The organism is Micromonospora sp. NBC_00898, assembly GCF_045207895.1.
Taxonomy (GTDB): domain Bacteria; phylum Actinomycetota; class Actinomycetes; order Mycobacteriales; family Micromonosporaceae; genus Micromonospora.
In genome coordinates this window covers 5,201,749-5,228,306 of the sequence record NZ_CP108775.1, presented here as the reverse complement: position 1 = coordinate 5,228,306, position 26,558 = coordinate 5,201,749, and the positions used below count along the sequence as shown (strand labels likewise).

Below are 26,558 nucleotides of genomic sequence, written 5' to 3'. Positions count from 1 at the left end.
CGGTGAGGGGACATGGGATGACAGGTGGGGACGAATCCGGAACAAGGCCGGACGAGCACGCTCCGGTGACTCCCGACTGGACCTGCGGATCGTGCGGCGACGACTGGCCGTGCGCCACGAAGCGGACCCGGCTGCTCGACGAGTACCAGGTGGACCGGGCGTCGCTGAGTGTCTACCTCGGATCGTGCCTCGCCGCCGCCAGTCAGGACCTGCGCACCGCACCGGTGTCGTCCCTGCGGGACCGGTTCATCGGCTGGGTGCCGCGGACCCCACGGACCATCTGACCTCCCGCGCGTGGTGGCCGCCCCGAGCGGCGGAACGGCCACCACGGGCGGCTCACCGGCGCCGGGGCCGCCGGGTCAGGGCGAAGCCGACCACCCCGGCCACCGCGGCGAGGACGCCGCCGGTCGTGGTCCAGACCCAGCGCGAACCGGGCTCGGGGAGCCAGCCGGTGAGGATGCTCTCCTCCTTTGCCACGGGCTCGGCGGTCGGCTCGGTGGTGAGCACCGTCCCGGCCCGGTTGTTCGGCACCAGCGGTGCCTCCAGCTCACCGTCGTCGCCCGACGCGCCGCCCTCGCCGTCCGCCGCGACCAGCAGGTCCACGTCGATCGGCAGGCCGAGGTCCGGCTCCGGCAGGTCGAGAACGGAAAGCCGGACGTAGTAGGTGCCCGGCAGGGGATCGGCGGACCACGACTCGGCCCACGGCCGGACCCGCCGCAGCGTGCAGCCGAGGGTCACGGTGGTCGCCGCCGCGTCGACGGTCGGCGTCTGCGCCCCGGCCGTGCAGGCCTGCCGGCGGCGCAGCCCGTCGAAGACGTCGACGGTCCAGGTGGAGGCGCCGCTGCGGCCCTTGGGGAAGGTGACCGTGGCGCTGACCTGGTGGACCTGCCCGGCCTCGGCGGGGAACGCCCAGTAGAGGTGGTCACCGGTGGACGCACCGACCCGGACCGGCTGGCCGGCGGTGATCGCGGTGGCGGTGAGGAAGGAGGTGCCGGCCTTGGTGACCGTGGCCGCGCCCGGCGAGGGAGTGGGCGTGGGGGCGGCCGAGGCCGCGGCCGGGGCGAGGGTCAGTCCGGCGGCGGCCAGCGCCGCGGCGGACCTGAGCAGGGTACGCATCCTCAGTTCTCCCTCCAGGTGGCGACCCACCAGCGGGTGAGCAGCCCGGCGACCAGTCCGGTGAGCAGCCCGGCCAGGGTGAGCAGGAGCAGCAGGGCCCAGCCGCGGCCCAGGTCCGGGCCGTCCGGGGCGGGCGAGGAGGCGACCACGTCGACGGTCAGCTCCACCGGCATGCCGGGCGTGGCCTCGGTGCCGGGGCGGGGCGCGAAGGCATTGCTGACCACCAGGCAGACCGTCTGCGCGGGTCGGGTACCGCTCGGTTCGGGGCTCGGCGTGGCGGCGTCCTCCGCCGCCGACCAGCGCAGGCCGGCGGAGATCACGTCGGTGCGCCCGCTGCCGGCATCCACGCCCCGGACGAGTTCCCGGCCGTCCGGCGCGGTGGCCCGCAGCAGCACCCCGTAGTCGGGGTTGACCGGCCGGTCCAGTGCCACGCTGACCGAGGCGCGCAGCTCCTGGCCGGACCGCACCGGCACGCGGTACCAGCGGTGCTCGGAGAACGCCTCCCGGTCGGTGTAGACGCCGGGGGCGAGCAGCGGGGCGTTGTCGCACTCGGCCGCGCCGCCGACGACGGTCGGGGTGGCCGTGTACGTGTCCCGGGCCCGGTCCACCAGCTGCTTGATCCGGCCGGTCAGCTCGTCGGCGCTCTGCGCCGCCGTGTACGTGCCGCCGGTCGCGCCGGCGATGCAGAGCAGCTGCCGGCGGACCTTTTCGTCGGGGGCCAGGCCGAGGGTGTCGACCACCAGCCGGGTGCCCTGCGCGGCCAGCTCCCGGGCCACCGCGCACGGGTCCGGCGGGGCGCAGGTGTCCTCGCCGTCGGTGATCAGCACGATCCGGCGGGCGGTGGCGCCGGTGCCGAGGTCCCGGGCGGCCGAGCGGAGCGCCAGCCCGACCGGGGTGAAGCCGGTGGGCCGCAGGGTGGCCACCGCGGCCTTCGCCTGCGCCCGGTCGACCGGGCCGACCGGCACGATCTGCTGGGTGTCCAGGCAGCCCTGCCTCTTGTCCTTGCCCCGGTAGGTCGCGCCGAGCACCCGGATACCGAGCTGGGTCTCGTCGGGCAGCGCGTCGACCACCTCGTTGAACGCCTGCTGGGCGACCGAGATCCGGCTGCGCCCGTCGATGTCCCGGGCCCGCATCGAGCCGCTGACGTCGAGCACCAGCTCGACCTTGGGCGGCTCGGCGGGGGGCTCGGTGGTCTCGTCGTCGGCTGCGGCGGGGGCCGGACCGATCAGCGCGGTCGCGGCCAACAGCCCCAACAGGACGGCCGTCGATCGTCTCTTGTTGATCACGGCGGGAAGTGTAGTGAGATCCACTTTAGATGATCATCCGGGTCGGGCCGTCCCGGCTGTGGCGCTCAGTCCAGGAGCGCGACCAGCCGCTTCGGCGCCACGGCCCGGTACGCGTCGCGGCACAGCTCGTCGATCTCGGCCCAGTCGACCGTGCCGTCGAGGCGTACGCCGAGCCACCCCCGGCCGCCGACGTAGGGCGGGCGGAAGAAGCGGGCCGGGTCCTCCGCGACCAGTTCCTGCTGGGCCCCCGGCGGCGCCGCGCACCACAGGTGCGGGAAGTCGTTGTCGTGGTGCCCGTGGACGTGCAGCGTGACGAAGGTGCTCCGGCCGCGGACGAACCAGGTGGGTGCGCCGTGGCTGGGGCGCTCGGTCACCTCCGGTAGGGCGAGGCAGCTGGCGCGTACCCGGTCCAGCAATTTCATCGGCGCGCCCTCCGGTCCCGAGGAATTCGTAAGGTTCCCGTCAAATTACCCGTCGTCAGTTGCCGGATGTGAACCATTCGACCGGTGGTGCATCCGTCGGAAATCTGCCCTAACTCCACCCGTTGTGAAGGTGCTGGAGTGTGGTTAAGCTCTTCATGCGCGCCCCAATCGCCCGCTTCCCCCGTGGCAGGCGATCGGGGCGCGCTTCTCTGTGCCCGACCCGCTCCGGTGGCCCCACTGGCCCGGCCGCGCCGGCCTCAGATCCAGCGGCCGTCCAGCCACATCCGAGCCGACCAGTCCGCGTACGGCAGCAGCCGGCCGACGAAGATCGGGTAGAAGTACGCGAAGCAGAGGGCCACCAGCAGCACGTACGCGCCGGCGATGAGCCCGCCGACCAGCCGCCGGTCGGAGACCTCCTCCGCTCCGGGCGCCGCCACCCCGGTCGATCCGACGGGTGCACCGGCCGGCGACATGATCGCGCCGAGCGCGTACACCACCGCCAGGACCAGGAACGGCAGCGCGGGCGCGGCGTAGAAGGAGAACATCGTCCGCCCGTCCAGGGCGAACCAGAACCAGGGCAGCAGACCGGCCGCCGCGCAGAGCAGGATCGCCCCGGCCCGCCAGTCCCGCCGGGCCGCCCCGAGCCAGACCGTCGCCGCCAGCGCCGGCAGGAACGACCACCAGAGCAGCGGGGTGCCCAGCAGCAGGATCTCCGAGGCGCAGCTCGGTGCGCCGCAGGCGCCCTCGCCCGACCAGTAGAAGGCGACCGGCCGGCCCAGCAGCAGCCACTGCCACGGCCAGGACTGGTACTTGTGCGGGTCGTCGAGCTGGGTGTGGAAGCCGTACGCGGCCTTGTGGTACTCCCACAGGTTGATCAGCGGGCCGATCACCGGGGCGTCGCTCAGGCCGGGGGTGTTCGGGTAGCGGCTGGCCAGGCGGTAATAGCCGTCGTCGCTGAGCAGCCAGCCGGACCAGGTGACCAGGTAGGTGGCGACCATCAGCACCCCGGCCGCCAGCAGCCAGGGCAGCTCGTCGAGGAGGGCGTCCCGCCACGGGCGGCGCACCCCGGCGGACCGGCGGACGCCGACCTCCCAGAGGATCACCAGCAGCGCGAAGGCCGGCACGAAGTAGAGGCCGCTCCACTTCACCGCGCAGGCGCCGCCGAGCAGCACCCCGGCGAGCAGCCGCCACCACGGCCAGTCCCGCCAGCCCGACGCCGGCCGGCCGGCCCGCCCCGGACGGGACGGGTCCAACCCCGCGTCCAGCGCGCGGGCCCAGCGGCGCCGTCGAGCGTCCCGGTCGAGCACCAGGGCGCCGAACGCGGCCAGCACGAACAGCAGCAGGAAGATGTCGAGCAGGGCGGTGCGGGAGAGCACCAGGTGGAAGCCGTCCAGGGCGAGCAGCAGCCCGGCCGCGCAACCCAGGGTGGTGGAGCGGAACAGCCGGCGGCCGATCCGGACCAGCAGCAGCACCGACAGCGTCCCGGCGACGGCCGCCGCGAAGCGCCAGCCGAACTCGGGGGCGGTGGTCATCAGGTGCCCCGGAACGGAGATCTTCGTCTCGGCGTCCTGGTACCCGAAGGCCCACTCGCCGAGCCCGATCAGCCACTTGCCCAGCGGCGGGTGCACCACGTACGACGGGCCGTTGTCCTTGTAGTTCCACTCGACGCCCCGGTCGATCAGGCCGTACGCGTCGCGGGCGTAGTAGATCTCGTCGAAGATCTTGCCGTTAGGGCCGCTGAGGCCGACGAACCGCAGGATTGCCGCGATCAGCACGATCACCCCGGTGGCCAGCCAGGCGTGCCCGTCGAGCCGGGCGTCGACGGTGGCGAGTCGCCGTCGGACGATGGCCGGGACGCCGCCGCCCGTCGCCGCGGACTCGTCGGCCGGGTCGGTGGCGTGTCCGGTCGTCGCCGGGTCCGACCCGGACCGGCCCGCGCTCTGTGCTGTCGACGCGCTCGTCACCCGGCGATCGTAGGCTGCGAAGGTGCCCGGTGGCGCCCGTCGTCTCCGAGATTGGTACCGCCGTCGATGAAGGAGCGCCATCCGTGGGTGAAATGTCCGAGGTAGGCCGGCTGGTTCTGCTCGGCGCGCCGCTGGGCAACCCGGCCGACGCCTCGGCCCGGTTCCGCGAGGTGCTCGCCACCGCCGACGTGGTCGCCGCCGAGGACACCCGGCGGCTGATCCGGCTCGCCCGGGACCTGGGCGTCACGGTCCCCGGCCGGATCGTCTCCTACTTCGAGGGGAACGAGGAGCGCCGCACCCCGGAGCTGGTCGAGGTGCTCACCGCCGGGTACGTGGTCGCCGTGGTCACCGACGGCGGCATGCCCAGCGTGTCCGACCCCGGGTACCGGCTGGTCCGGGCCGCCCTCGACGCCGGCGTCCCGGTCACCGCCGCCCCCGGGCCCAGCGCGGTGACCACCGCCCTGGCGCTGTCCGGGCTGCCCAGCGACCGGTTCTGCTTCGAGGGCTTCCTGCCCCGCACCCCGGGCGCCCGCCGGTCCCGGCTGCGGGCCCTGGCCGCCGAGGAACGCACCCTGGTGCTCTTCGAGGCGCCGCACCGGATCACCGCCGCGCTGGCCGACCTGGCGGCCACCTTCGGCCCCGACCGGCCCGCCGCGCTCTGCCGGGAGCTGACCAAGACGTACGAGGAGGTGGTCCGCCGGCCGCTGGGCGAGCTCGCCGACTGGGCCGCCGAGGGCGAGCCACGGGGCGAGATCACGCTGGTGGTGGCCGGCGCGCCGCTCACCGCAGCGGCCCGGCCCGACGACGACACGCTCCGCGCGGCGGTGGCCGAGCGGGAGTCCGCCGGGCTGTCCCGGCGGGACGCCATCACCGAGGTCGCGAGCGAGTACGGGCTGCGGCGCCGCGAGGTCTACGGCGTCGTGCACAGCTGACCGGCGGCCCGCGGCCGGTCACCGGCCACCCCGGCGCGCCTATTGATTCGCCGGCACCCCGGGACGGTCACTAGGCTTGCTGGTCATGAGTCACGTTCTCGCCGCGGTCGCCTGGCCCTACGCCAACGGCCCGCGCCACATCGGCCACGTATCCGGATTCGGCGTTCCCTCCGACGTCTTCGCCCGGTACATGCGGATGGCCGGTCACGACGTGCTCATGGTCTCCGGCACCGACGAGCACGGCACGCCGATCCAGGTGCAGGCCGACGCCGAGGGAGTCACCCCGCGCGAGCTGGCCGACCGGTACAACCGGGTGATCGTCGAGGACCTGCACGGCCTCGGCCTCTCCTACGACCTGTTCACCCGGACCACCACCCGCAACCACTACGCCGTGGTGCAGGAGCTCTTCGAGGGGATGTACCGGAACGGCTACATCGTCCCGAAGACCACCATGGGGGCGATCTCCCCGTCCACCGGCCGGACCCTGCCCGACCGGTACATCGAGGGCACCTGCCCGATCTGCGGCTACGACAGCGCCCGCGGCGACCAGTGCGACAACTGCGGCAACCAGCTCGACCCGATCGACCTGATCAACCCGAAGTCGAAGATCAACGGGGAGACCCCGAAGTTCGTCGAGACCGAGCACTTCTTCCTGGACCTGCCCGCCCTCGCCGACGTGCTGCGGCAGTGGCTGGACACCCGGGAGGGCTGGCGTCCCAACGTGCTGCGCTTCTCGCGGAACCTGCTCGACGACCTCCAGCCCCGGGCGATCACCCGCGACCTGGAGTGGGGCGTGCCCATCCCGCTGGACGGCTGGCGGGACCGCACCGACAAGCGGATCTACGTCTGGTTCGACGCGGTGATCGGCTACCTCTCCGCCTCCATCGAGTGGGCCCGCCGCTCCGGCGACCCGGAGGCCTGGCGGAAGTGGTGGTCGACGGACGGCGAGGGCAAGGACGCCCTGGGCTACTACTTCATGGGCAAGGACAACATCGTCTTCCACTCGGTGATCTGGCCGGCGCTGCTGTCCGGCTACTCCGGCGAGGGCAGCCGGGACGGCGAGCCGGGCCAGCTCGGCCGGCTCAACCTCCCGACCGAGGTGGTCTCCAGCGAGTTCCTCACCATGGAGGGGCGCAAGTTCTCCTCGTCCCGCAAGGTCGTCATCTACGTCCGGGACTTCCTACAGCGGTACGACGCCGACGCGCTGCGCTACTTCATCGCCGTCGCCGGCCCGGAGAGCAACGACACCGACTTCACCTGGGCCGAGTTCCTCCGCCGCAACAACGACGAGCTGGTCGCCGGCTGGGGCAACCTGGTCAACCGGTCCGTCTCCATGGCGGCGAAGAACTTCGGGGCGATCCCGCCGGTCGGCCCGGCCGGGCTCACCGAGGCCGACCAGGCGCTGCTCGCCACCGCCCGGGCCGGCTTCGCCGTCGTCGGCGACCTGATCGCCAGGCACCGGCAGAAGCAGGCCATCGGCGAGGCGATGAAGGTGGTCGCCGAGGCGAACAGGTACCTCTCCGAGCAGGCCCCGTGGAAGCTCAAGGACGAGGCCGAAAAGCCGCGGATGGGCACCATCCTGCACGTCGCCCTCCAGGTGGTCAGCGACGCCAACACGCTGCTCACCCCGTTCCTGCCGCACTCCGCGCAGCAGGTCCACGAGCTGCTCGGCGGCACCGGGGTGCACGCGCCGATGCCCTCGATCGTGGAGGTGGAGGACCTCGACGGCGGGCCGGGCTACCCGGTGCTGACCGGCGACTACACGGTCGGGGCGCGTTGGGAGTCGGTACCGCTGGCGGCGGGCATGCCGCTGGCCGCGCCGAAGCCCGTGTTCCGCAAGCTGGAGCCCTCCATCGTCGACGAGGAGCTGGCCCGGCTCGCCGGCTGAGCCGTACGCGTACCGAGGCGGCCCCGGGTGTATCCCCGGGCCGCCTCGTGCGTCGATCAGGCGCGGGCCATCGTCGGCGCGCCGATGAACTCCATGATCGCCTGGTTCACCTCGGTCGGGTGCGTCCACGGGGTGCCGTGCGGCGCCCCCTTCAGGGTGATCAGCTTGCAGTTGGACAGCATGTTCTGCAGTCGCTGACCCGTCTTCGGGTACGGCAGCACGTTGTCCTTGTCGCCCTGGATGATCAGCACCGGGACGTCGATCTTGGGCAGGTCGCCCCGGAAGTCGGTCTGCCAGGCGTCCACCGAGTCGTGGGTGCCCTTCGCCGACGCCCGCGCGCCGATCTCCCAGTGCCCCCGGAAGGCCTCCTCACTCACCCACTTGCCCTTGTTCTCGCTGTAGTTGAAGAACGCGTCGCAGAACTGCGTCAGGTAGGCGAACCTGTCGGCGATGATGGCCTGCTGGAACCCCTCGAACAGGCTCTTCTCGACACCCTCGGGATTGTCGGCGGTCTTCAGCAGGAACGGCGCCAACGGCGCCATCAGCACCGCCCGGTCCACCCGGTTGGAGCCGTACGACCCGAGGTAGCGGGTCACCTCGCCGGTGCCCATCGAGTGCCCGATCAGGATCGCGTTGCGCAGGTCCAGCTCGGTCATCAGCACGTCGAGGTCCGCGGCGAAGGTGTCGTAGTCGTAGCCCATCGTCGGTTGGGCGGAGGCGCCGAAGCCGCGCCGGTCGTAGGTGATCGTCCGGTAGCCGGCCGCCATCAGCGGACCGCTCACCTTTTCCCAGGTCGCCCCGTTGAACGGGAAGCCATGGATCAGCACGACCGGCTGACCCGAACCGTGGTCCTCGTAGTACAGGTCGATGGGGGCGGAGTTCTCCGTCCCCACAGTGATGAAGGGCATGGTCATCTCCTGATCCGGTGCTGCGTCTCGGCCGCCCCGCGCATTCCCGGACCATCCCCGCTTATGCCCGCCGACCGAAGGGCATCGCGGTTTCCTGATCCGTGGCCGTCGGACCGCCCGCTTTCCCGACCCGCCCCGCGTCATGCCCCCGGGTACGGCAGGTCCACCACCCGGTCGTCGGTCAGCTCGGCGCCCGGCGCCCACGTCTCGTAGACCCCCCGTTCGTGGCACTGTGCCCCGGTCGTGGCCACCGCGTCCGCGTCCGGGCGGCACAGCCGCAGCCGCAGCCAGCCCGCCTCCTCCCGGAGCACCAGGCAGGGCACGCCCCGCCAGGCGGCGTGCCGCAGCCGGCGGGCCGCCGCGTCCACCGGGTAGCGGGCCGCCCGGGTCATCGCCAGGACCCGGAACCCGCCGGGCTGGTCGGCCACCGCCTCGTACTCGCCGCCCGCGTACGCGCCGACGAGCTGGGTGGAGCGGGGTGCGTCGCCGGTCGGCACGTACTCCTGGTCGGGGGAGAGGCCGGGCACCGCGGCGAGCAGGTGCCGCCACTGCGGGCCGACCATCCGCAGCCAGCCGCGCTGCTCCGCCTGGTAGGTGTAGAGCACCACCTCCACCCCCTCCGCCGGGTAGGCGAGCAGCGTGGCGTTGGCCGGCATCGGGAGGTCCGCGAAGTCCCGGGTGATGAACTCCGGGATCAGCTGGGCGTTGCTCGGCACGAACCCGGTGCCCAGCACCGGCGGCCCGAGCCGGTCCCGCGGCGGCAGCGCGGTCAACCCCCGGTGCGCCGCACCCACCGGCACGTCGTAGTCCTCGGGGCCGGCGGCCCGCCAGCGCAGCGCGTACGCCACGTCGGTGCCGTCCAGGCCGCCCTCACCGTCGCCCCGCAGCACGGCCATCCCCACCGGGGTGCGCAGGTGGGCGACGTCGTGCTCCCGGTAGCAGAAGCCGTGCGGCAGCCAGCCCCGCACGTACCCGCCGAGCTGGCGGGCGGAGAGCACCTTGACCATCCGGGTGCCCGGCCGGATCACCGCCGAGGCGCGGACCGCGGCGAGCACCGGATCCTCGGCCCCGGCGGGCTGCTGGCTGAGCTGGTGCACCTGCGCCCAGCCGCGCTCCCGGTGCACCGGCATCAACAGCGGCGACTCCGTCTCCTCGGTGGACTCGGTCCCCCCGTGCACCGCGGTCACCTCGGTGACGTGCACGAACTTCCGCCACGGGTGGGTGGCCCCCGGCCGGGGCGCCCACTCGAAACCGGGCACCTCGGCCGCGCTGAACAGCTCGTACGCCGCGCCCCGGGCGATCTCCTCCGCCGGGTGGACGCGGCCGTCGTACGTCACGTGCAGCCCGGCCCGCTCCGACGCGGTACCGCTGGCCTGGGGGGTGACGGTCACGACCGGAACGCTAAGCGTGACAGATGTTGCGCACGTGAACAGTCGGTGGCGGTCCGGGAACGCAGCCGCCCGTCGGTGTGTGATGCTGGCCGCGATGACCGAGCAGACCGAATCCCGCAAGCAGCGCGCGGCCCGCCGGGCCGGGGAGTTCCCGCCCGCCCCGGAGGCGCTGCCCCGGCCCGTGCTGGACAGCCACACCCACCTGGACATCACCGTCAGCGAGGCCGGTGTCCCCGGCGGTGGCCCCGCCGACGACCCGGTCGCCGCGGCGATCGAGGTGGCCGCCGGGGTCGGCGTGGACCGGCTGGTCCAGGTCGGCGTCGACCTGGACTCCTCCCGCTGGAGCGCCGACGTCGCCGAGAAGTACGGCGTCGTGGTGGCCACCGTCGCGCTGCACCCCAACGAGGCGCCCCGGCTGGCCGACCTGGACGAGGCGCTGCGCGAGATCGAGGCCCTCGCCGGCCGGGACCGGGTGCGCGGCGTCGGCGAGACCGGGATGGACTTCTTCCGTACCGGCGACGAGGGGCGGGCCGCGCAGGAGGAGAGCTTCCGCGCGCACATCGCCATCGCCAAGCGGTACGGCAAGGCGCTGGTCATCCACGACCGGGACGCGCACGCCGACGTGCTGCGCGTCCTCGACGACGAGGGCGCCCCGGACACCGTGGTGCTGCACTGCTTCTCCGGCGACGCCGAGTTCGCCGCCGAGTGCGTCCGCCGGGGCTACCTGCTCAGCTTCGCCGGCACGGTCACCTTCGGCAGCGCCGGGGCGCTGCGGGAGGCCGCCGCGATCACCCCGCTCGACCAGCTGCTGGTGGAGACCGACGCGCCGTACCTGACCCCGATGCCGCACCGGGGACGGCCGAACGCGTCGTACCTGATCCCGCTGACGGTCCGGTCGCTCGCCGCGACCACCGGCGCGGACCTGGACGAGCTCTGCGCGGCGATCTCGGCGACCGGCGACCGCGTCTTCGGCCCGTGGTGAGCGGGCCGGAACCCGCCGCTACGCTGCGGAGCATGACCGGTCTCCTCGGCCCGGCGGAGATCCGGGAACTCGCCGCCCGCCTCGGCGTCGCGCCCACCAAGAAGCTCGGCCAGAACTTCGTGCACGACCCCAACACGGTCCGCCGGATCGTCACCACCGCCGGGCTCGCCCCGGACGACGTGGCGCTGGAGGTCGGCCCCGGCCTCGGCTCGCTCACCCTGGCCCTGCTCCCGGTCGCCGCGCACGTGCACGCCGTGGAGATCGACCCGACGCTGGCCGGTGCGCTGCCGGAGACCGCCGCCCGGCACGCCGGCCCGGACGCCGCCCGGCTCACCGTGCACCACGCCGACGCGCTGCGCGTCCGCGCGGCCGACCTGGCCGAGCCGGCGCCCACCGCGCTGGTGGCGAACCTGCCCTACAACGTCGCGGTGCCGGTGGTGCTGCACCTCCTCGCCGAGCTGCCCACCCTCCGGCACGGCCTGGTGATGGTGCAGAAGGAGGTCGCCGACCGGCTCGTCGCCGGTCCCGGCTCCAAGGTGTACGGCATCCCGTCGGTCAAGCTCGCCTGGTACGCCCGGGCCCGGGCCGCCGGCAAGGTCCCGCCGAACGTCTTCTGGCCGGTGCCGAACGTCGACTCCGGCCTGGTCGCCTTCGCCCGCCGCGAGCCGCCCCGCGCCGACGTACCCCGGGAGGCGGTGTTCGCCGTGGTGGACGCGGCGTTCGCGCAGCGCCGCAAGACCCTGCGCGCCGCCCTCGCCGGCTGGGCCGGCGGCGCGGACCGCGCCGCCGCCGCGCTCACCGCCGCCGGGGTGGACCCTGGCGCCCGCGGCGAGTCACTCACCGTCGAGCAGTTCGCCGCCATCGCCGCGTCGGCCCCGACCGCCGCGCCGGCCGCGCAGTAGGCTGGCGCCGTTGTCCGACCCCGCCGAGGAGCTGACCGTGGAGAAGCCGTTCGACATCCGCCTGCGCCCGCGGGACATCGCCCCGTGACCGAGGCCTGGCGACCGGACGACGAGGACGAGCAGCAGCGGCGCGGGGCCAGCGGGCCGGTCAAGGTCCGGGTGCCCGCCAAGGTCAACCTGCACCTCGGGGTGGGCCCGCTGCGCCACGACGGCTACCACGAGCTGAACACCGTCTACCACGCGATCTCGATCTACGACGAGCTGACCGCGCGGCGGGGAGACACCCTCACCCTGACCATGGAGGGGGAGGGGGCCGGCGAGCTGGCCCTGGACGACACCAACCTGGTGATCCGGGCCGCCCACGCCCTCGCCGGGTACGCCGGCGTCCTGCCGCACGCCCGGCTGCACCTGCGCAAGCAGATCCCGCTGGCCGGCGGGCTGGCCGGTGGCAGCGCCGACGCGGCCGCCGCCCTGGTCGCCTGTGACGCCCTCTGGGGCACCGGGCTGTCCCGCGACGAGCTGGCCGGCATCGCCGCCGACCTCGGCTCCGACGTGCCCTTCCTGGTCCACGGCGGCACCGCGCTCGGCACCGGCCGGGGCGAGGCGGTCAGCCCGGTGCTGGCCCGCCCCACCTCCTGGCACTGGGTGGTGGCGGTCGCCGACGGCGGCCTGTCCACCCCCGCCGCCTACCGGGAGCTGGACCGGCTCCGCGACGCCGGCACCGCCGGCGAGCCGCTGGGCAGCACCGACGCGCTGCTCGGCGCGCTGCGCCAGCGCGACCCGCGGGTGCTCGCCGCCGCCTTCGGCAACGACCTGCAGGCCGGCGCGCTGAGCATGCGCCCGGCGCTGGCCGACACCCTGAAGGCGGGGGAGGCGGCCGGGGCGCTCGCCGGCCTCGTCTCCGGCTCCGGGCCGACCTGCGTCTTCCTCGCCGCCGACGAGGCGCACGCCGGCCGGATCGCCGCCGAGCTGGAGGCCGCCGAGGTGTGCCGGGAGGCCCGGGTCGCGCACGGCCCGGTGGCCGGAGCGCGCATCGTCTGAGCCGGCCGGGCCACCCTGGCCCCGCGTCATCGGGCCGGCCCGGGGGCGCCGCGGCGGGTACGTCACGCCGCGGCCGGGACGGAACAAGCGGGCGCCGGGGCCGGTTGACCCCCAGGGGCCCGGCGCTCGGCCGGACGGCCAGGTGCCCGCGTACCCTGAAACGTCGCAGGCGTCCCACGTGCCCCCGGGCACCGGGACGCCTTGATCATGGGAGGTAGGTGAGGTCGTGGCCAACATCGTCAACCTGGACCGGGTGTCCAAGGGGTACGGCGCCGCCGGGCCGCTGCTCACCGACGTCTCGCTCGGCCTGGACGACGCCGACCGGATCGGCGTGGTCGGCCTCAACGGCGCCGGCAAGTCCACCCTGCTGCGGCTGCTCACCAAGCAGGAGGAGCCCGACGACGGCCGGGTCACGCACCGCCGTGACCTGCGCGTCCTCTGGCTGCCGCAGAGCCTGACCCTGGCCCCCGACGCCACCGTCCGCGACGTGGTGCTCGGCACCGCCTGGCTCGGCCAGAGCATGGGCGCGGAGCACGAGTGGGCCGGCGACGCCGGCGTCCGGGCCATCCTCGACGGCCTCGGCATGCCGCACCTCGGCCTCGACCAGCCGGTCGGCCCGATGTCCGGCGGCGAGCGCCGCCGGGTCGCCCTCGCCGCGCTGCTGGTCCGCGAATCCGACCTGCTGATCCTCGACGAGCCCACCAACCACCTCGACGTCGGCGGCGTCGACTGGCTGGCGAAGTACCTGGTCACCCGCAAGGGCGCGCTCGTCGTGGTCACCCACGACCGGTGGTTCCTCGACGCGGTCTGCACCACCACCTGGGAGGTCGCCGACCAGACCGTCCGGGTGTACGAGGGCGGCTTCGCCGCCTGGACCCTGGCCCGCGTCGAGCGGGAGCGGGTCGCCGCCGCGACCGAGGCCCGCCGGCAGAACCTGCTCCGCAAGGAGATCGCCTGGCTGCGCCGCGGCCCGCCCGCCCGCACCTCCAAGCCGCGGTTCCGCATCGACGCGGCCAACGCGCTGATCGCCGACGTCCCGCCGCCGCGCGACACCATGTCGTTGCAGCGGATGGCCACCGCCCGGCTCGGCAAGCAGGTGTACGACCTGGAGAACGTCCGGCTGCACGCCGGGCCGAAGGAGATCCTGCACGACACCACCTGGCAGGTCGGCCCCGGCGACCGGATCGCCGTGCTCGGCCGCAACGGGGCCGGGAAGACCACCCTGCTGCGGATGCTGGCCGGCATCACCCGCCCCGACGGCGGGCGGTTCCACACCGGTTCCACGGTCAAGCCGGCGTTCCTCTCCCAGGAACTGGCCGAACTCCCCGGCCACCTGCGCGTCCTCGAAGCCGTCGAGGAGGTCGCGCGCCGGGTGCAGCTCGGCGACCGGGAGATCTCCGCCGCCCAGCTCGCCGAAGTCTTCGGCTTCGACGACCGGCGGCTCTGGACCCCGGTCAGCGACCTCTCCGGCGGTGAGCGCCGCCGACTGCAGATGCTCCGGCTGCTCGCCGGCGAGCCCAACGTGCTCCTCTTCGACGAGCCCACCAACGACCTGGACACCGACACCCTCGCCGCGCTGGAGGACCTGCTCGACTCGTGGCCCGGCACGATCATTGTGGCCAGCCACGACCGCTACCTGATCGAACGGGTCACCGAAACCGCGTACGGGATGTTCGGTGACGGGCGGCTGGTGCACCTGCCCGGCGGGGTCGACGAGTACCTGGCCCGGGCCGACCGTCCCGGCCCGGCGCGCGGCGAGGTCACGCCCGGTCCGGCAGCGCCGGTCGCCGCCCCGAGCGGGATGTCCGCCGCCGAGGTGCGGGTGGCGAAGAAGGAGCTGAGCCGGCTGGAACGGCAGGTCGGCAAGCTGGAGCAGAAGGAGGCGACCCTGCTCGACCAGCTCGCCGCGAACGCCACCGACTACGCCAAGGTCGCCGAGCTGGACGCGCAGCTCAAGGAACTGCGGACCGAGCGGGAGCGGACCGAGGAGGCCTGGCTGGCCCTCGCCGAGGAGCTGCCGGCCGGCTGAACCCCGCACGGGTGGGGGGTGTGCGGCGTCACTCCCCGCCGTGCGGGACAATCGTCGCCGACCCCTCACTCGAACGGTCTTGGAGACTCAGACATGGCCCACACCCCCGTCAACCACCCCGCGCGGCCGATCTACCGGGCGATCGGCGGGCTCGTTGGTCTGTACTTCGTGGTCTTCGGCGTGCTCGGCATCATCACGAGCGCCGGCAACGACGTCCTCGCGCAGAACGGCACCACGGTCCTCGGCCAGGGCACCAACACCGGCTACTCGCTGCTCGCCGTCCTGCTCGGGCTCGTGATCCTGGCCGGCACCGTCATCGGCCGCAACCTCGACGTGGCGATCAACCAGTGGCTGGCGTACGTGCTGATTGTCCTCGGCCTGGCCGAGCTGGCCTTCATCCGGACCGACGCGAACATCTTCAACTTCTCCATCGCCACGGTCATCGTGACGCTCATCCTCTCCCTGGTCCTGCTGATGGTCGGCATGTACGGCAAGGTCGGCAGCGAGCAGGAGAAGGAGGCCTGGGAGAAGGCCCGTCTCGTCCTGTAGATCTTCCTGCGCTCGCGGGGCCCGGCTGGTTGCCGGGCCTTCGGCGTTTTCGGGGACAGGCCCCCCACGGCCAAGTGACAATGTGGCAAATCGGTCACTTGACTGGAGGAGCTCATGCCGCACTTTCCGGTGAACCATCCCGCGCGGCCGCTCTACCGGGTCCTCTCCGGGCTCGTCGGGCTCTACATCCTGGTCTTCGGCGTGTACGGGGTGGCCGCGACCTGGGGCGACCCGCTCTTCGACCGCAGCTCGAACTACGCGCTCGGACTCCGCACCAACCTGGCCTTCTCGCTGGTCTCCGTGGTGTTCGGCATCGTGCTGATGATCGGCGCGTCCCGCCGGGGCAACCTCGGCCACTACATGAACCTCACCGCCGGGGTGGTCTTCCTGGTCACCGCCATCCTGATGATGTCGGTGCTGCAGACCTCGGCGAACTTCCTCAACTTCTCGATGTCCACCGTCCTCGTGTCCCTGCTGTTCGGGCTGATCCTGCTGGCCACCGGCCTCTACGACAAGGTCGGCACCGCGGAGCACGCCGAGGCCGAGCGCCGCCGCCGCAACCACTCGATCTCCGAGGCCGGCACCCGCTGACCCCGCCGACCGGTCAGCCCGGCTTGCGGACCGTGATCAGGCCCGGCTTGGCCTCGAGGTGCGAGAGCCCGCTCCAGGCCAGGTTGACCAGGTGGGCGGCGACCGTCTCCTTGCGCGGCTTGCGTACCTCCAGCCACCAGCGGCCGGTCAACGCCACCATGCCGACCAGCGCCTGCGAGTAGAGCTCCGCCAGCTTCGGGTCGTACCCCCGGCTGGAGAACTCCGCGCCGAGGATGTGCTCCACCTGGTGCGCGACGTCGTTCATCACGCTGCTGAAGTTGGCCGTCGCCGACAGCGGCGACTCCCGGACCAGCACCCGGAACCCGCTGGTCTCCTCCTCGATGTACGTCAGCAGGGTCAACGCCGCCTGCTCCAGCAGCTCCCGGGGGTGCCCGGCGGTCAACGCGGAGGTGATCCGCTCCAGCAGCGAGCGGACCTCCCGGTCCACCACCACCGCGTAGAGCCCCTCCTTGCCACCGAAGTGCTCGTAGACCACCGGCTTGGAGACCCGGGCCCGGGCCGCCACCTCCTCGATCGAGGTGGCGTCGAAGCCGCGCTCCGCGAAGATCTGCCGGGCGATCGAGATCAGCTGCTCGCGCCGCTGCGCCGCGGACATCCGTACCCGGGAGGAGGACTTCGCCGCCGGGACGGCCCGCCGCCGTGCGGCGCTGGCGTCGTTGCCGGGAACCTCGGTCATCTCGTCACCTCACTGGCGCTCGGTGACGCCCCTGCCGTGGGATCTGCGTGCTCATGTCGTGGACCCGCCGGCGCCGCCGCGGCGCCGGACCGGGTCGCCGGGCCGTCCTGCCGGTCGGCGGCGCTCAAGCTCGATCACCCGGCCATCCTGCCAGGCGACACCGACACACACCGACCGGTTTCAGCGCTCCGGCTTCGCCGTGACCCCCTCCGGCGTCGCCCGTCGATCGGTGGCCCGCTCCGGCGTGACCAGCTTGGCCGTGATCCGTTCCGGCTTCGGCCAGCGCACCGCCCAGGCGGCGCCGGCCTTCTCCAGCAGCCAGATCACCCGCGCGGACAGGTCGATCTGGCCGCGCAGCACCCCGTGCCGGGCGCTGGTCGGCTCGGCGTGGTGCAGGTTGTGCCAGCTCTCCCCGAACGACAGGACCGCCAGCGGCCAGAAGTTCGACGCCCGGTCGCCCTGGCGAACCGCGAACGGCCGCTCGCCGTAGACGTGGCAGACCGAGTTGATCGACCAGGTGACGTGGTGCAGCAGCGCGATCCGGACCAGGCCGCCCCAGAAGAGCGCGGTGAGCGCGCCCGACCAGGACCAGGTCAGCAGCCCGCCCAGCGCCGCCGGCCCGAGCACCGAGACCACCACCAGCAGCGGGAAGAGCCGGTCGACCCGCCGGGTCGCCGGGTCGGCGAGCAGGTCCGGGGCGAACCGCTCCCGGTTGGAGAGCTCCCGGTTGAACAGCCAGCCGACGTGGGCGTGGAACAGCCCCTTGGCCAGCCCGCCGACGCTCGCCCCGAACCGCCACGGCGAGTGCGGGTCGCCCTCCAGGTCGGAGAAGGCGTGGTGGCGGCGGTGGTCGGCCACCCACTGGATGATCTCGCCCTGGACGGCGAACGAGCCGGCGACGGCCAGCGCGACCCGCAGCCACGGCTTGGCCTTGAAGGAGCCGTGCGTGAAGTAGCGGTGGTAGCCGACGGTGATGCCGAGCCCGGACAGCACGTACCAGAAGCCGGCCACGGCGATGTCGGTCCAGCTCAGCCAGCCGCCCCAGGCGACCGGTAAGGCGGCGAGCAGGGCGAGGAACGGGACGACCACGAAGGCCCAGAGGGCGACCAGGATGCCCCGGGACTGGTGACCCTGGGTCAGCGGCTTCGGACCGGTGGCGTTCGGGTCGGTGAGGGCGGTCGACATGGCACCTCCCAGCGGTACGGCTTACGCCAACGTCACCGTAACCGGGGGCCTTCTAGATCATCAGGGAGAGTGTCGATCGTGGATGGAGTTACTGTCGTACGCCCGTTCTAATCTACGCGTCGTGACCGATCCCCTCGCCGCCGAGGCGCGCCGGCTGCGCGTCGTGGAGCAGCTCTCCGTCCGTCACATCCAGGCCCGCCTCGGCGTCGGCCGGGACCGGGTGTACGCGCTGCTGCGCGGCGTCCCGCCGCCGGAGTGGACCCGGCGTCCCCGCGCAAAGGACGAGCTGCGCGCCGAGGCGGTGCGCCTGCGGGCCGAGGGACGCTCAGTCAACGACATCGCGCAGCGGCTCGAGGTGGCCAAGTCGACGGCGTACCAGTGGGTCAGGCACATGCCGCTCGATCCGGACGACGCCGCGGCGGCACGCCGGCGGGCCCGGTCGAAGCTCATGACCGACGCCCGGTGGTCCGCTCACCGGGAGGCGCGCGATGCGGCGGCGGTGGCCGAACGGGCTCGCGGCGCGGAGGCTGTCGGCTCGCTCGACGAGCGGGACCTGTTGCTCCTCGGGGCGGCGATCTACTGGTGCGAGGGCGCCAAGTCGAAGCCGTGGCGCCAGCAGGACCGCCTCCAGTTCATCAACAGCGACCCGGGGCTGCTCGCTCTGTTCCTCCGCTTCCTCCGGGTGTGCGGGATCGAGGCTGACGTGCCGGGCTACCGGGTCAGCATCCACGAGTCGGCGGACGCGGACGCGGCGGTGCGCTGGTGGGTGGCGACGCTCGACCTTCCGGTGGAGCGGTTCGGGCGCCCGACGCTGAAGCGGCACAACCCCGCCACCGTCCGCCGCAACACCGGCGACGACTACCACGGGTGCCTGATGATCACCGTGCCGCGTAGCCGCGAGCTGTACTGGCGAATCGAAGGTATGATCGCCGAGCTGTTCCGGATCGTGGACGACATGCTGGCCTGATTCGATGGGCTGTAAGGTCTTGACACGGCGATGGGGTGTGGGGTAACGGCAACCCGCAGACCTTTGGAGTCTTGAGCTCCTGGTTCGAATCCAGGCACCCCAGCTCTGCGTCAAGCGGGTGCTGACGGCATTTGTGCGGCCGGGTGGGAATCGCAGCGAGCCGCGTGGTTAGCATGGCCGCGAGACTGTCGCCGTCCCGACGGGAGCCACGTCGTGCCCGAGCCCCACCTCCGCACCGTTGTCGTGCTCGCCGCCGGTGAGGGCAAGCGGATGAAGTCGTCCCTGCCCAAGGTGCTGCACCCGCTGCTCGGTCGTACCCTGCTGGGCCACGTGCTGGCCGCGGCCGCGCCGCTGCGCGCGGACCGCACCGTGGTGGTGGTCGGGCACGGCGCCGACCAGGTCGGCGCCCACCTGGCCGAGGTCGCCCCGGAGGCCACCCCGGTCCTCCAGGCCCAGCAGCTCGGCACCGGGCACGCCGTGCGCATCGCGCTGGACGCGGTGCCCGACGCCGCCGGCACCGTCGTGGTGATCAACGGGGACGTGCCGCTGCTGCGGCCGGAGACCGTCGCCGCTCTCGTCGAGGCGCACGAGGGCGCGGGCGCGGCGGCGACCGTGCTCGCCGCCGAGGTGCCCGACCCGACCGGCCTGGGCCGGATCGTGCGGGACGCCGTCGGCCGGCTGGAGCAGATCGTCGAGGAGCGCGACGCGACCCCCGAGCAGCGGGCGCTGCGGGAGATCAACGCCGGCATCTACGCCTTCGACGTGGCGCGGCTGCGCGAGGCGCTGGGCAAGCTCTCCACCGACAACGACCAGGGCGAGGAGTACCTGACCGACGTCTTCGGCCTGCTGCGCGACGCCGGTGAGCCGGTGGCGGTGTACTGCGCGGCGGACCACGTGGAGACACTGGGTTGCAACGACCGGGTGGAGCTGGCCGCGCTGCGCCGGCTGCTGCGCGACCGGGTCAACGAGGGCTGGATGCGCGCCGGGGTGAGCATCCTCGACCCGCACACCACCTGGATCGACGTGACGGTGACGGTCGAGCGGGACGCGGTGATCGACCAGAACACCCAACTCCAGGGCGCCACCGCGGTCGGCGCCGGCGCGGTCGTCGGGCCGGACGTGACGCTGATCGACACCACGGTGGGCGAGGGCGCCAGCGTGGTGCGCAGCCACGCGGTGGGCGCCGAGGTCGGTCCGCAGGCCACCGTCGGGCCGTACGCGTACCTGCGGCCGGAGTCGCGGCTGGCCCGCAAGGCGAAGGTCGGCACGTTCGTGGAGACCAAGAAGGCCATGATCGGCGAGGGTTCCAAGGTGCCGCACCTGTCGTACGTCGGGGACGCCACCATCGGCGAGCACAGCAACATCGGCGCGGCGACGGTGTTCGTCAACTACGACGGCGTGCGGAAGCACCACACCACGATCGGCAGCCACGCCCGGACGGGGGCGGACAACATGTTCGTCGCGCCGGTCGAGGTGGGCGACGGCGCGTACACCGCGGCCGGGTCGGTGATCATCGCTGACGTGCCCCCGGGCGCGATGGCGGTGGCCCGGGGGCAGCAGCGCAACGTCGAGGGCTGGGTGCTGCGCAAGCGGGCCGGTACGCCGGCCGCCGAGGCGGCGCAGCGGGCCCGCGAGGGTGCGTCGGGCGGGGCCGTCCCCGCAAGTGAAGGTGAGCCACTGCACGGGGGGCCGGAGACGGTGGGTGGGTCGTTGAACACGGGGGATACTGCAACCGAATAGTCCCCGGCTCCACCGCCGCCGGGAACCACCGACCAACGGGAGCAGACGGGCCCATGGGCAGCATCGTCGCCGAAAACCGCAAGAGCCTGATGCTCTTCTCCGGACGTGGCTTTCCGGAGTTGGCCACGGAGATCGGTGAGGTGCTCGGCGTCGCGCCGACGCCCTCCGACTCGTACGAGTTCGCGAACGGTGAGATCTTCGTCCGGTTCAAGGACTCGGTGCGTGGTTCGGACGCCTTCGTGGTGCAGTCCGTGACGCACGGGGTCAACACCTGGGTCATGGAGACCCTGATCATGATCGACGCGCTGAAGCGCGGTTCGGCCAAGCGGATCACCGTGGTGCTGCCGTTCTACCCGTACTCGCGGCAGGACAAGAAGCACCGCGGCCGCGAGCCGATCTCGGCCCGGCTGGTGGCGGACCTGCTCAAGACCGCCGGCGCGAACCGGATCCTCACGGTCGACCTGCACACCGCGCAGATCCAGGGCTTCTTCGACGGCCCGGTGGATCACCTCTTCGCGATGGACGTGCTCGCCGAGTACGTCGAGCGCAAGTACGCGGGCCGGCCGATGACCGTGGTGGCGCCGGACTCGGGCCGGGTGCGCGTCGCCGAGCGCTGGACCGACCGGCTGGGCGGTTGCCCGCTGGCCTTCATCCACAAGACCCGTGACCCGCTGAAGCCCAACCAGGTGGTGGCGAACCGGGTGGTCGGTGATGTCGAGGGCCGGGTCTGCCTGATCGTGGACGACATGATCGACACCGGTGGCACGATCACCAAGGCGGCCGACATCCTGCAGGAGTCCGGGGCGGCGGAGATCGTGGTGGCCTCCACCCACGCCCTGCTCTCCGACCCGGCGACCGAGCGGCTGAAGAACAGCCCGATCAGCGAGGTCGTGGTGACGAACACGCTGCCGCTGCCGCCGGAGAAGCAGCTCGACAAGATCACCGTGCTGTCGATCGCGCCGCTGCTGGCCCGGGCCATCCGGGAGGTCTTCGACGACGGCTCGGTGACCACCCTCTTCGGTGGACTGAGCTGACGTTCGCGCTGCGGCGACATCCGTCTGGCGGTATCGTTCCCGTCGGCCTCTGCGTCGGCGGGAACGGTGATACGGGGACTGCCGGAAGGCTCGGAAATCCCTCGGGTAGACTGGTGCGGTTGCCACGGCGAGGGTGCCCGGCGGGCCGCTGAAAAGCACCGCACGGAGGCGCCGTCATCGACGCGGTGCTCCGGGCAGTCGTTCATGACGCATGAGCCCCAGCGAGCCCCTCGCCCAGCACCGCAAGACGACAAGCCGCCGTAGCGACAGCATCAGGAGTTTCCCCGTGTCCGAGGTAAAGATCAGCGCCGAGCCCCGTACCGAGTTCGGCAAGGGTGGTGCCCGTCGTACCCGCCGGGCCGGCAAGGTGCCCGCCGTGCTGTACGGCCACGGCGAGAAGCCCAAGCACATCGCGCTCCCGGCGCGTGAGTTCGCGGCCGCGATCCGCAAGGGCGGTGCCAACCAGCTCTTCGCGATCGAGGTGAGCGACGGCACCCAGGTGCTGGCGCTGCCGAAGGCGATCCAGCGTGACCCGATCAAGGACACCTTCGAGCACATCGACCTGCTGCTGGTCCGCCGTGGCGAGAAGGTCACCGTCGACGTCCCGGTCCAGCTGATCGGTGAGGCCGCGAAGGACACCCTGATCGTGCACGACCACGACACCCTCTCGGTGACCGCCGACGCCACCAAGGTGCCGGACCACCTGGAGGCCTCGATCGAGGGCATGGAGGCCGGCACCCAGGTCACCGCCGCCGACGTGGAGCTCCCGGCCGGCGTCGAGCTGGTCGCCGACCCGGAGCTCGCGGTCGCGTCGGTCACCGCCGCGCCGACCGCCGAGCAGCTCGAGGCGACCCTCCCCGAGGTCGAGGTGGCCGACGAGGAGGTCGAGGCCGGGGTCGGCGAGGAGACCGCCGAGGGTGCCGAGGGTGCCGAGGCCGGCGAGCCGGCCACCGCCGGTGGCGAGGAGACCGCCGAGGCGAAGACCGAGGCCTGATCGGTTCGCAACGTTTGCGACAGGCGTCCCCGGATGGTCGGGGGCGCCTGTCGGCGTATCGGGACACGGACGGGGACGACCGGAGGGACGGGACGTGACGGACGAGGCGGGGCCGTGGCTGGTGGTCGGCCTGGGCAACCCCGGTCGGGAGTACGCGGGTAACCGGCACAACGTCGGCTTCCTGGTGGCGGAGCTGCTCGCCGGCCGGGTGGGCGGGAAGTTCGGCCGGCACAAGCGCGCGGTGGCGGAGGTCGCGGAGGGGCGGCTCGGCTTCGGCGGGCCGAAGCTGGTGCTGGTGAAGCCGCTGACGTACATGAACCTCTCCGGTGGCCCGGTCGTCGCGCTGGCGCAGTTCCACAAGATCCCGCCCGGCCGGGTGATCGCGGTGCACGACGAGCTGGACATCCCGTACGGGCAGCTGCGGGTGAAGTGCGGCGGCGGCGAGGGCGGGCACAACGGCCTGCGGTCGATGTCGAAGTCGCTCGGTACGAAGGAGTACGTCCGGGTGCGGTTCGGCATCGGCCGGCCCCCGGGGCGGCAGGACCCGGCCGACTACGTGTTGTCGGATTTCTCCGCCGTGGAGCGCAAGGAGTTGGAGTTCCTCGTCGACCGCGCGGCGGACGTGGTGGAGTCGGTGATCACCCGGGGTGTGGAGCCGACGCAGAACCTCTACCACGGCGGCTGACCCGGGCGGGGCGTACGCGGTGCGGGCGGCTCGGGCCGGTAGTCTGCGCCTTCTGGCCTGGCGGAGCCGACGACGCGGGTCGCGGCGGGGCGACGGGAGCGGTAGATGGGCAGTCCTCCGATGATCGACGGCGCGTTCGCCCGGTGGTTGGCGGCGCAGGCCGGTCAGGCGCTGGTCAAGCTGCGCGCGGAGCTGGGTTTCGCGGACCCGGGGGCGTTGAAGTCGGCCGGGGACAAGGTCTCGCACGACCTGATCCGCACCGAGCTGGCGAAATGGCGCCCGGCCGATGCGGTGCTCTCCGAGGAGGACGAGGGCTCCCGGCTGGCCTGGGTGGCCGAGGTGAGCAGCGAGGCGGTGTCCCGGCTGAACGCCGACCGGGTGTGGATCATCGACCCGTTGGACGGGACCCGGGAGTTCGCCGAGGAGGGGCGCTCGGACTGGGCGGTGCACGTGGCGCTCTGGTCGCGCAACGCGCCGACGCCGCACGGTCTGGTGGCGGGCGCGGTCGGCCTGCCGGCGCAGCACCGGGTGCTGGGCACGGACTACCCGCCGGCGTACCCGCCGATGACGTTGGAGGCGGCGACCTCGGCCGGTACGCGGACCATCCGGTTGGCGGCCAGTCGTAGCCGTCCGCCGGTTTTCCTGACCGATCTGGCAGCGGACGTCGGCGCGCATCTCGTGCCGATGGGCTCGGCGGGCGCGAAGATCGCCGCTGTGGTCACCGGCGAGGTCGACGCGTACATCCACGCCGGCGGTCAGTACGAGTGGGATTCGGCCGCTCCGGTCGCTGTGGCGACGGCCACCGGACTGCATGCTTCCCGGATCGACGGTTCTGCGCTGAAATACAACGAGGCCGACCCGCGTCTGCCGGACCTGCTGGTCTGCCGCAAGGATCTCGCCAGCCGGTTGCTTGCAGCGCTGCAGCGGCATTCCGGGTAACCTGTCGTTCTTCCTCACGTGTCCGACCGGAAAGGTCTGGAATCCCCATGAGCGGATCCGAGCGAATCGAGCCCGTGTCATGACCGCCCCCGCCGCGTACCAGGTCTCGCACCTCGACGCGCTCGAGGCCGAGAGCATCTTCGTGATGCGCGAGGTGGTCGCCGAGATGGAGCGCCCGGTGCTGCTCTTCTCCGGTGGCAAGGACTCGATCGTGATGCTCCGGTTGGCCCAGAAGGCCTTCGCCCCGGCCAACATCCCGTTCCCGGTGATGCACGTCGACACCGGGCACAACTTCCCCGAGGTCCTGGAGTACCGCGATCAGCGGGTCACCGACCTGGGCCTGCAGCTGATCGTGGCCAGCGTGCCCGAGGCGCTGGCCAAGGGGATGGTCCGTGAGGCGGCGGACGGCACCCGTAACCGCATCCAGACCCCGGTGCTGCTGGAGGCGGTCGAGAAGCACCGCTTCGACGCGCTCTTCGGCGGCGCCCGCCGCGACGAGGAGAAGGCCCGGGCCAAGGAGCGGGTGTTCAGCTTCCGCGACGAGTTCGGCCAGTGGGACCCGAAGAACCAGCGTCCCGAGCTGTGGTCGCTCTACAACGGCCGGCACCACCCGGGCGAGTCGATCCGGGTCTTCCCGCTGTCCAACTGGACCGAGCTGGACGTCTGGCACTACATCGCCCGCGAGCGGATCCCGCTGCCGTCGATCTACTACGCGCACGAGCGCGAGGTGATCGAGCGGGACGGCATGCTGTACGCGGTCAACGAGTTCTTCCGCCCCCGGGCGGGCGAGGAGCGGTTCAAGGCCCAGGTGCGGTACCGCACCGTGGGTGACGCCTCCTGCACCGCGGCGGTCCGCTCGGACGCCGACACGGTGGAGAAGGTGATCGAGGAGGTGGCCGCGACGCGGATCACCGAGCGCGGCGCGACCCGCGGCGACGACCGGGTCAGCGAGGCCGCCATGGAGGACCGCAAGCGGGAGGGCTACTTCTGATGAGCGTCGACACCGCGGCTCCGGCCGCCGACACCGGGCTGCCCGAGAGGCGGCCGATGGACCTGTTGCGGTTCGCCACCGCCGGCAGCGTCGACGACGGCAAGTCGACCCTGATCGGTCGGCTGTTGTACGACACGAAGTCGCTCTTCACCGACCAGCTCGCCGCGGTCGAGGCGGTCAGCGCGGCCCGGGGCGACGAGTACACCAACCTGGCGCTGCTCACCGACGGTCTGCGGGCCGAGCGGGAGCAGGGCATCACCATCGACGTGGCGTACCGCTACTTCGCCACCCCGCGGCGGAAGTTCATCATCGCCGACACCCCGGGGCACATCCAGTACACCCGGAACATGGTCACCGGCGCCTCCACCGCCGACCTGGCGCTGATCCTGGTGGACGCCCGCAAGGGCCTGGTGGAGCAGTCCCGCCGGCACGCGTTCCTGTGCTCGCTGCTGCGGGTGCCGCACCTGGTCCTCTGCGTCAACAAGATGGACCTGGTGGACTGGTCGCAGGAGGTGTTCGAGCGGATCGCCGACGAGTTCACCGCGTTCGCCGCGAAACTCGACGCCCCCGACCTGACCGTGGTGCCGATCTCCGCGCTGCGCGGCGACAACATCGTCAGCCGCTCGGAGAACATGCCCTGGTACGACGGGCCGTCGCTGTTGCACCACCTGGAGCGGGTGCACATCGCCAGCGACCGCAACCTGGTCGACGTGCGGTTCCCGGTGCAGTACGTGATCCGGCCGCAGTCCACCACCGTCACCGACTACCGGGGCTACGCCGGTCAGGTGGCCTCCGGCGTGCTGAAGCCGGGCGACGAGGTGATGGTGCTGCCGTCCGGCTTCACCAGCCGGATCGCCTCGGTGGAGACGGCCGACGGGCCGGTGGACGAGGCGTTCCCGCCGATGTCGGTGACCGTCCGGCTGACCGACGAGATCGACATCTCCCGCGGCGACATGATCTGCCGGCCGCACAACGCCCCGTCCGTGGCGCAGGACATCGAGGCGATGGTCTGCTGGATGGACGAGAGCCGTCCGCTCCAGGTCGGCGGCAAGTACGCCATCAAGCACACCACCCGGTCGGCGCGGGCGATCGTCCGGGGGCTGCAGTACCGGCTGGACATCAACTCACTGCACCGGGACGAGTCGGCGGCCGAGCTGAAGCTGAACGAGATCGGCCGGGTCCGGCTGCGGACGACGGTGCCGCTGCTGGCGGACGAGTACCGCCGAAACCGCACCACCGGCGGCTTCGTCATCATCGACGAGACCACCAACCGCACCGTCGGCGCCGGCATGATCGTCGAGGCCGGCTGACCGAGCTGTGAAGAG

General features: G+C 72.6%; 25 protein-coding genes and 1 tRNA gene. 18 read left to right on the top strand and 8 right to left on the bottom strand.

Annotated features, from left to right (window positions below):
- The first annotated feature begins 65 nt into the window (after window positions 1–65).
- On the top strand, window positions 66–284 hold the full coding sequence (locus OG799_RS25315) for a hypothetical protein (protein ID WP_406038203.1): 219 nt from the start codon (window positions 66–68) through the stop codon (window positions 282–284).
- Window positions 285–336: 52 nt separating this feature from the next.
- Here OG799_RS25315 and OG799_RS25310 read toward each other — a convergent pair whose 3' ends face one another.
- The 4 genes from OG799_RS25310 to OG799_RS25295 all read right to left on the bottom strand — a co-directional run bounded on the left by OG799_RS25310 (window position 337) and on the right by OG799_RS25295 (window position 4,788).
- Entirely contained in the window at window positions 337–1,116 is a 780-nt protein-coding gene (locus OG799_RS25310) for a peptidase (protein WP_406038201.1), read from the bottom strand.
- Between the two features lie 2 nt (window positions 1,117–1,118).
- Window positions 1,119–2,402: a VWA domain-containing protein gene (locus tag OG799_RS25305; protein ID WP_406038199.1), complete on the bottom strand. Its 1,284-nt coding sequence runs from the start codon at window positions 2,400–2,402 to the stop codon at window positions 1,119–1,121.
- A 65-nt stretch (window positions 2,403–2,467) separates the two neighbouring features.
- The gene (locus OG799_RS25300; protein WP_406038197.1) at window positions 2,468–2,824 is read right to left on the bottom strand and encodes an MmcQ/YjbR family DNA-binding protein; all 357 of its coding nucleotides are present in this window, start codon (window positions 2,822–2,824) and stop codon (window positions 2,468–2,470) included.
- 257 nt (window positions 2,825–3,081) lie between these two features.
- Entirely contained in the window at window positions 3,082–4,788 is a 1,707-nt protein-coding gene (locus OG799_RS25295; RefSeq protein ID WP_406038195.1) for a dolichyl-phosphate-mannose--protein mannosyltransferase, read from the bottom strand.
- 92 nt (window positions 4,789–4,880) lie between these two features.
- Between OG799_RS25295 and rsmI the strand changes: the two genes are divergently transcribed.
- Window positions 4,881–5,720 (top strand): 16S rRNA (cytidine(1402)-2'-O)-methyltransferase, encoded by an 840-nt coding sequence (rsmI, locus tag OG799_RS25290; RefSeq protein ID WP_406046399.1) that lies wholly within the window; start codon window positions 4,881–4,883, stop codon window positions 5,718–5,720.
- Window positions 5,721–5,805: 85 nt separating this feature from the next.
- Window positions 5,806–7,608, top strand: a complete 1,803-nt coding sequence (gene metG / locus OG799_RS25285; protein ID WP_406038193.1) for a methionine--tRNA ligase — start codon at window positions 5,806–5,808, stop codon at window positions 7,606–7,608.
- Window positions 7,609–7,664: 56 nt separating this feature from the next.
- Here metG and OG799_RS25280 read toward each other — a convergent pair whose 3' ends face one another.
- Together OG799_RS25280 and OG799_RS25275 are read right to left on the bottom strand one after the other, a co-directional pair.
- Window positions 7,665–8,516 carry an alpha/beta fold hydrolase gene (locus OG799_RS25280; RefSeq protein WP_406038191.1) on the bottom strand — a complete coding sequence of 284 codons (852 nt, stop codon included), beginning with the start codon at window positions 8,514–8,516 and terminating at the stop codon, window positions 7,665–7,667.
- 140 nt (window positions 8,517–8,656) lie between these two features.
- Window positions 8,657–9,907, bottom strand: coding sequence for a hypothetical protein (locus tag OG799_RS25275; protein WP_406038189.1), 1,251 nt, complete (start codon window positions 9,905–9,907; stop codon window positions 8,657–8,659).
- Window positions 9,908–9,989: 82 nt separating this feature from the next.
- Between OG799_RS25275 and OG799_RS25270 the strand changes: the two genes are divergently transcribed.
- From OG799_RS25270 to OG799_RS25245, 6 genes are all read left to right on the top strand, one after another.
- Window positions 9,990–10,889, top strand: coding sequence for a TatD family hydrolase (locus OG799_RS25270; RefSeq protein ID WP_406038187.1), 900 nt, complete (start codon window positions 9,990–9,992; stop codon window positions 10,887–10,889).
- Between the two features lie 32 nt (window positions 10,890–10,921).
- Window positions 10,922–11,791: a 16S rRNA (adenine(1518)-N(6)/adenine(1519)-N(6))-dimethyltransferase RsmA gene (gene rsmA / locus OG799_RS25265; RefSeq protein WP_406038185.1), complete on the top strand. Its 870-nt coding sequence runs from the start codon at window positions 10,922–10,924 to the stop codon at window positions 11,789–11,791.
- A gap of 84 nt (window positions 11,792–11,875) precedes the next feature.
- A complete protein-coding gene (locus OG799_RS25260) occupies window positions 11,876–12,832 on the top strand; it encodes a 4-(cytidine 5'-diphospho)-2-C-methyl-D-erythritol kinase (protein ID WP_406038183.1) in 957 nt (318 codons plus the stop codon).
- Between the two features lie 226 nt (window positions 12,833–13,058).
- Window positions 13,059–14,861, top strand: a complete 1,803-nt coding sequence (locus OG799_RS25255; protein WP_406038181.1) for an ABC-F family ATP-binding cassette domain-containing protein — start codon at window positions 13,059–13,061, stop codon at window positions 14,859–14,861.
- A gap of 93 nt (window positions 14,862–14,954) precedes the next feature.
- The gene (locus OG799_RS25250; protein ID WP_406038179.1) at window positions 14,955–15,410 is read left to right on the top strand and encodes a DUF4383 domain-containing protein; all 456 of its coding nucleotides are present in this window, start codon (window positions 14,955–14,957) and stop codon (window positions 15,408–15,410) included.
- Window positions 15,411–15,524: 114 nt separating this feature from the next.
- Window positions 15,525–16,001: a DUF4383 domain-containing protein gene (locus OG799_RS25245; RefSeq protein ID WP_406038177.1), complete on the top strand. Its 477-nt coding sequence runs from the start codon at window positions 15,525–15,527 to the stop codon at window positions 15,999–16,001.
- A 13-nt stretch (window positions 16,002–16,014) separates the two neighbouring features.
- Here the strand turns inward: OG799_RS25245 and OG799_RS25240 are convergent, their stop codons facing one another.
- Window positions 16,015–16,698, bottom strand: coding sequence for a TetR family transcriptional regulator (locus tag OG799_RS25240; protein WP_406038175.1), 684 nt, complete (start codon window positions 16,696–16,698; stop codon window positions 16,015–16,017).
- Window positions 16,699–16,878: 180 nt separating this feature from the next.
- The gene (locus OG799_RS25235) at window positions 16,879–17,883 is read right to left on the bottom strand and encodes an acyl-CoA desaturase (protein WP_406038173.1); all 1,005 of its coding nucleotides are present in this window, start codon (window positions 17,881–17,883) and stop codon (window positions 16,879–16,881) included.
- A 121-nt stretch (window positions 17,884–18,004) separates the two neighbouring features.
- On the opposite strand from OG799_RS25235, the gene OG799_RS25230 reads away from it, so the two are divergent.
- From OG799_RS25230 to cysN, 9 genes are all read left to right on the top strand, one after another.
- Entirely contained in the window at window positions 18,005–18,850 is an 846-nt protein-coding gene (locus OG799_RS25230; RefSeq protein WP_406038171.1) for a helix-turn-helix domain-containing protein, read from the top strand.
- Window positions 18,851–18,881: 31 nt separating this feature from the next.
- Window positions 18,882–18,953 (top strand) — tRNA-Gln (locus tag OG799_RS25225).
- Window positions 18,954–19,063: 110 nt separating this feature from the next.
- On the top strand, window positions 19,064–20,590 hold the full coding sequence (gene glmU, locus OG799_RS25220) for a bifunctional UDP-N-acetylglucosamine diphosphorylase/glucosamine-1-phosphate N-acetyltransferase GlmU (RefSeq protein ID WP_406038169.1): 1,527 nt from the start codon (window positions 19,064–19,066) through the stop codon (window positions 20,588–20,590).
- A 53-nt stretch (window positions 20,591–20,643) separates the two neighbouring features.
- On the top strand, window positions 20,644–21,624 hold the full coding sequence (locus OG799_RS25215) for a ribose-phosphate diphosphokinase (protein ID WP_406038167.1): 981 nt from the start codon (window positions 20,644–20,646) through the stop codon (window positions 21,622–21,624).
- Window positions 21,625–21,910: 286 nt separating this feature from the next.
- Window positions 21,911–22,618, top strand: coding sequence for a 50S ribosomal protein L25/general stress protein Ctc (locus tag OG799_RS25210; protein ID WP_406038165.1), 708 nt, complete (start codon window positions 21,911–21,913; stop codon window positions 22,616–22,618).
- A 94-nt stretch (window positions 22,619–22,712) separates the two neighbouring features.
- A complete protein-coding gene (gene pth / locus OG799_RS25205; protein WP_406038163.1) occupies window positions 22,713–23,303 on the top strand; it encodes an aminoacyl-tRNA hydrolase in 591 nt (196 codons plus the stop codon).
- Between the two features lie 105 nt (window positions 23,304–23,408).
- Complete coding sequence (locus OG799_RS25200; protein ID WP_406038161.1) at window positions 23,409–24,242, top strand: inositol monophosphatase family protein; 834 nt, start codon at window positions 23,409–23,411, stop codon at window positions 24,240–24,242.
- A gap of 79 nt (window positions 24,243–24,321) precedes the next feature.
- Window positions 24,322–25,233: a sulfate adenylyltransferase subunit CysD gene (gene cysD / locus OG799_RS25195; protein ID WP_406038159.1), complete on the top strand. Its 912-nt coding sequence runs from the start codon at window positions 24,322–24,324 to the stop codon at window positions 25,231–25,233.
- On the top strand, window positions 25,233–26,543 hold the full coding sequence (cysN, locus tag OG799_RS25190; RefSeq protein ID WP_406038157.1) for a sulfate adenylyltransferase subunit CysN: 1,311 nt from the start codon (window positions 25,233–25,235) through the stop codon (window positions 26,541–26,543). Before cysD ends, cysN begins: the two co-directional genes overlap by 1 nt.
- Window positions 26,544–26,558: the final 15 nt, after the last annotated feature.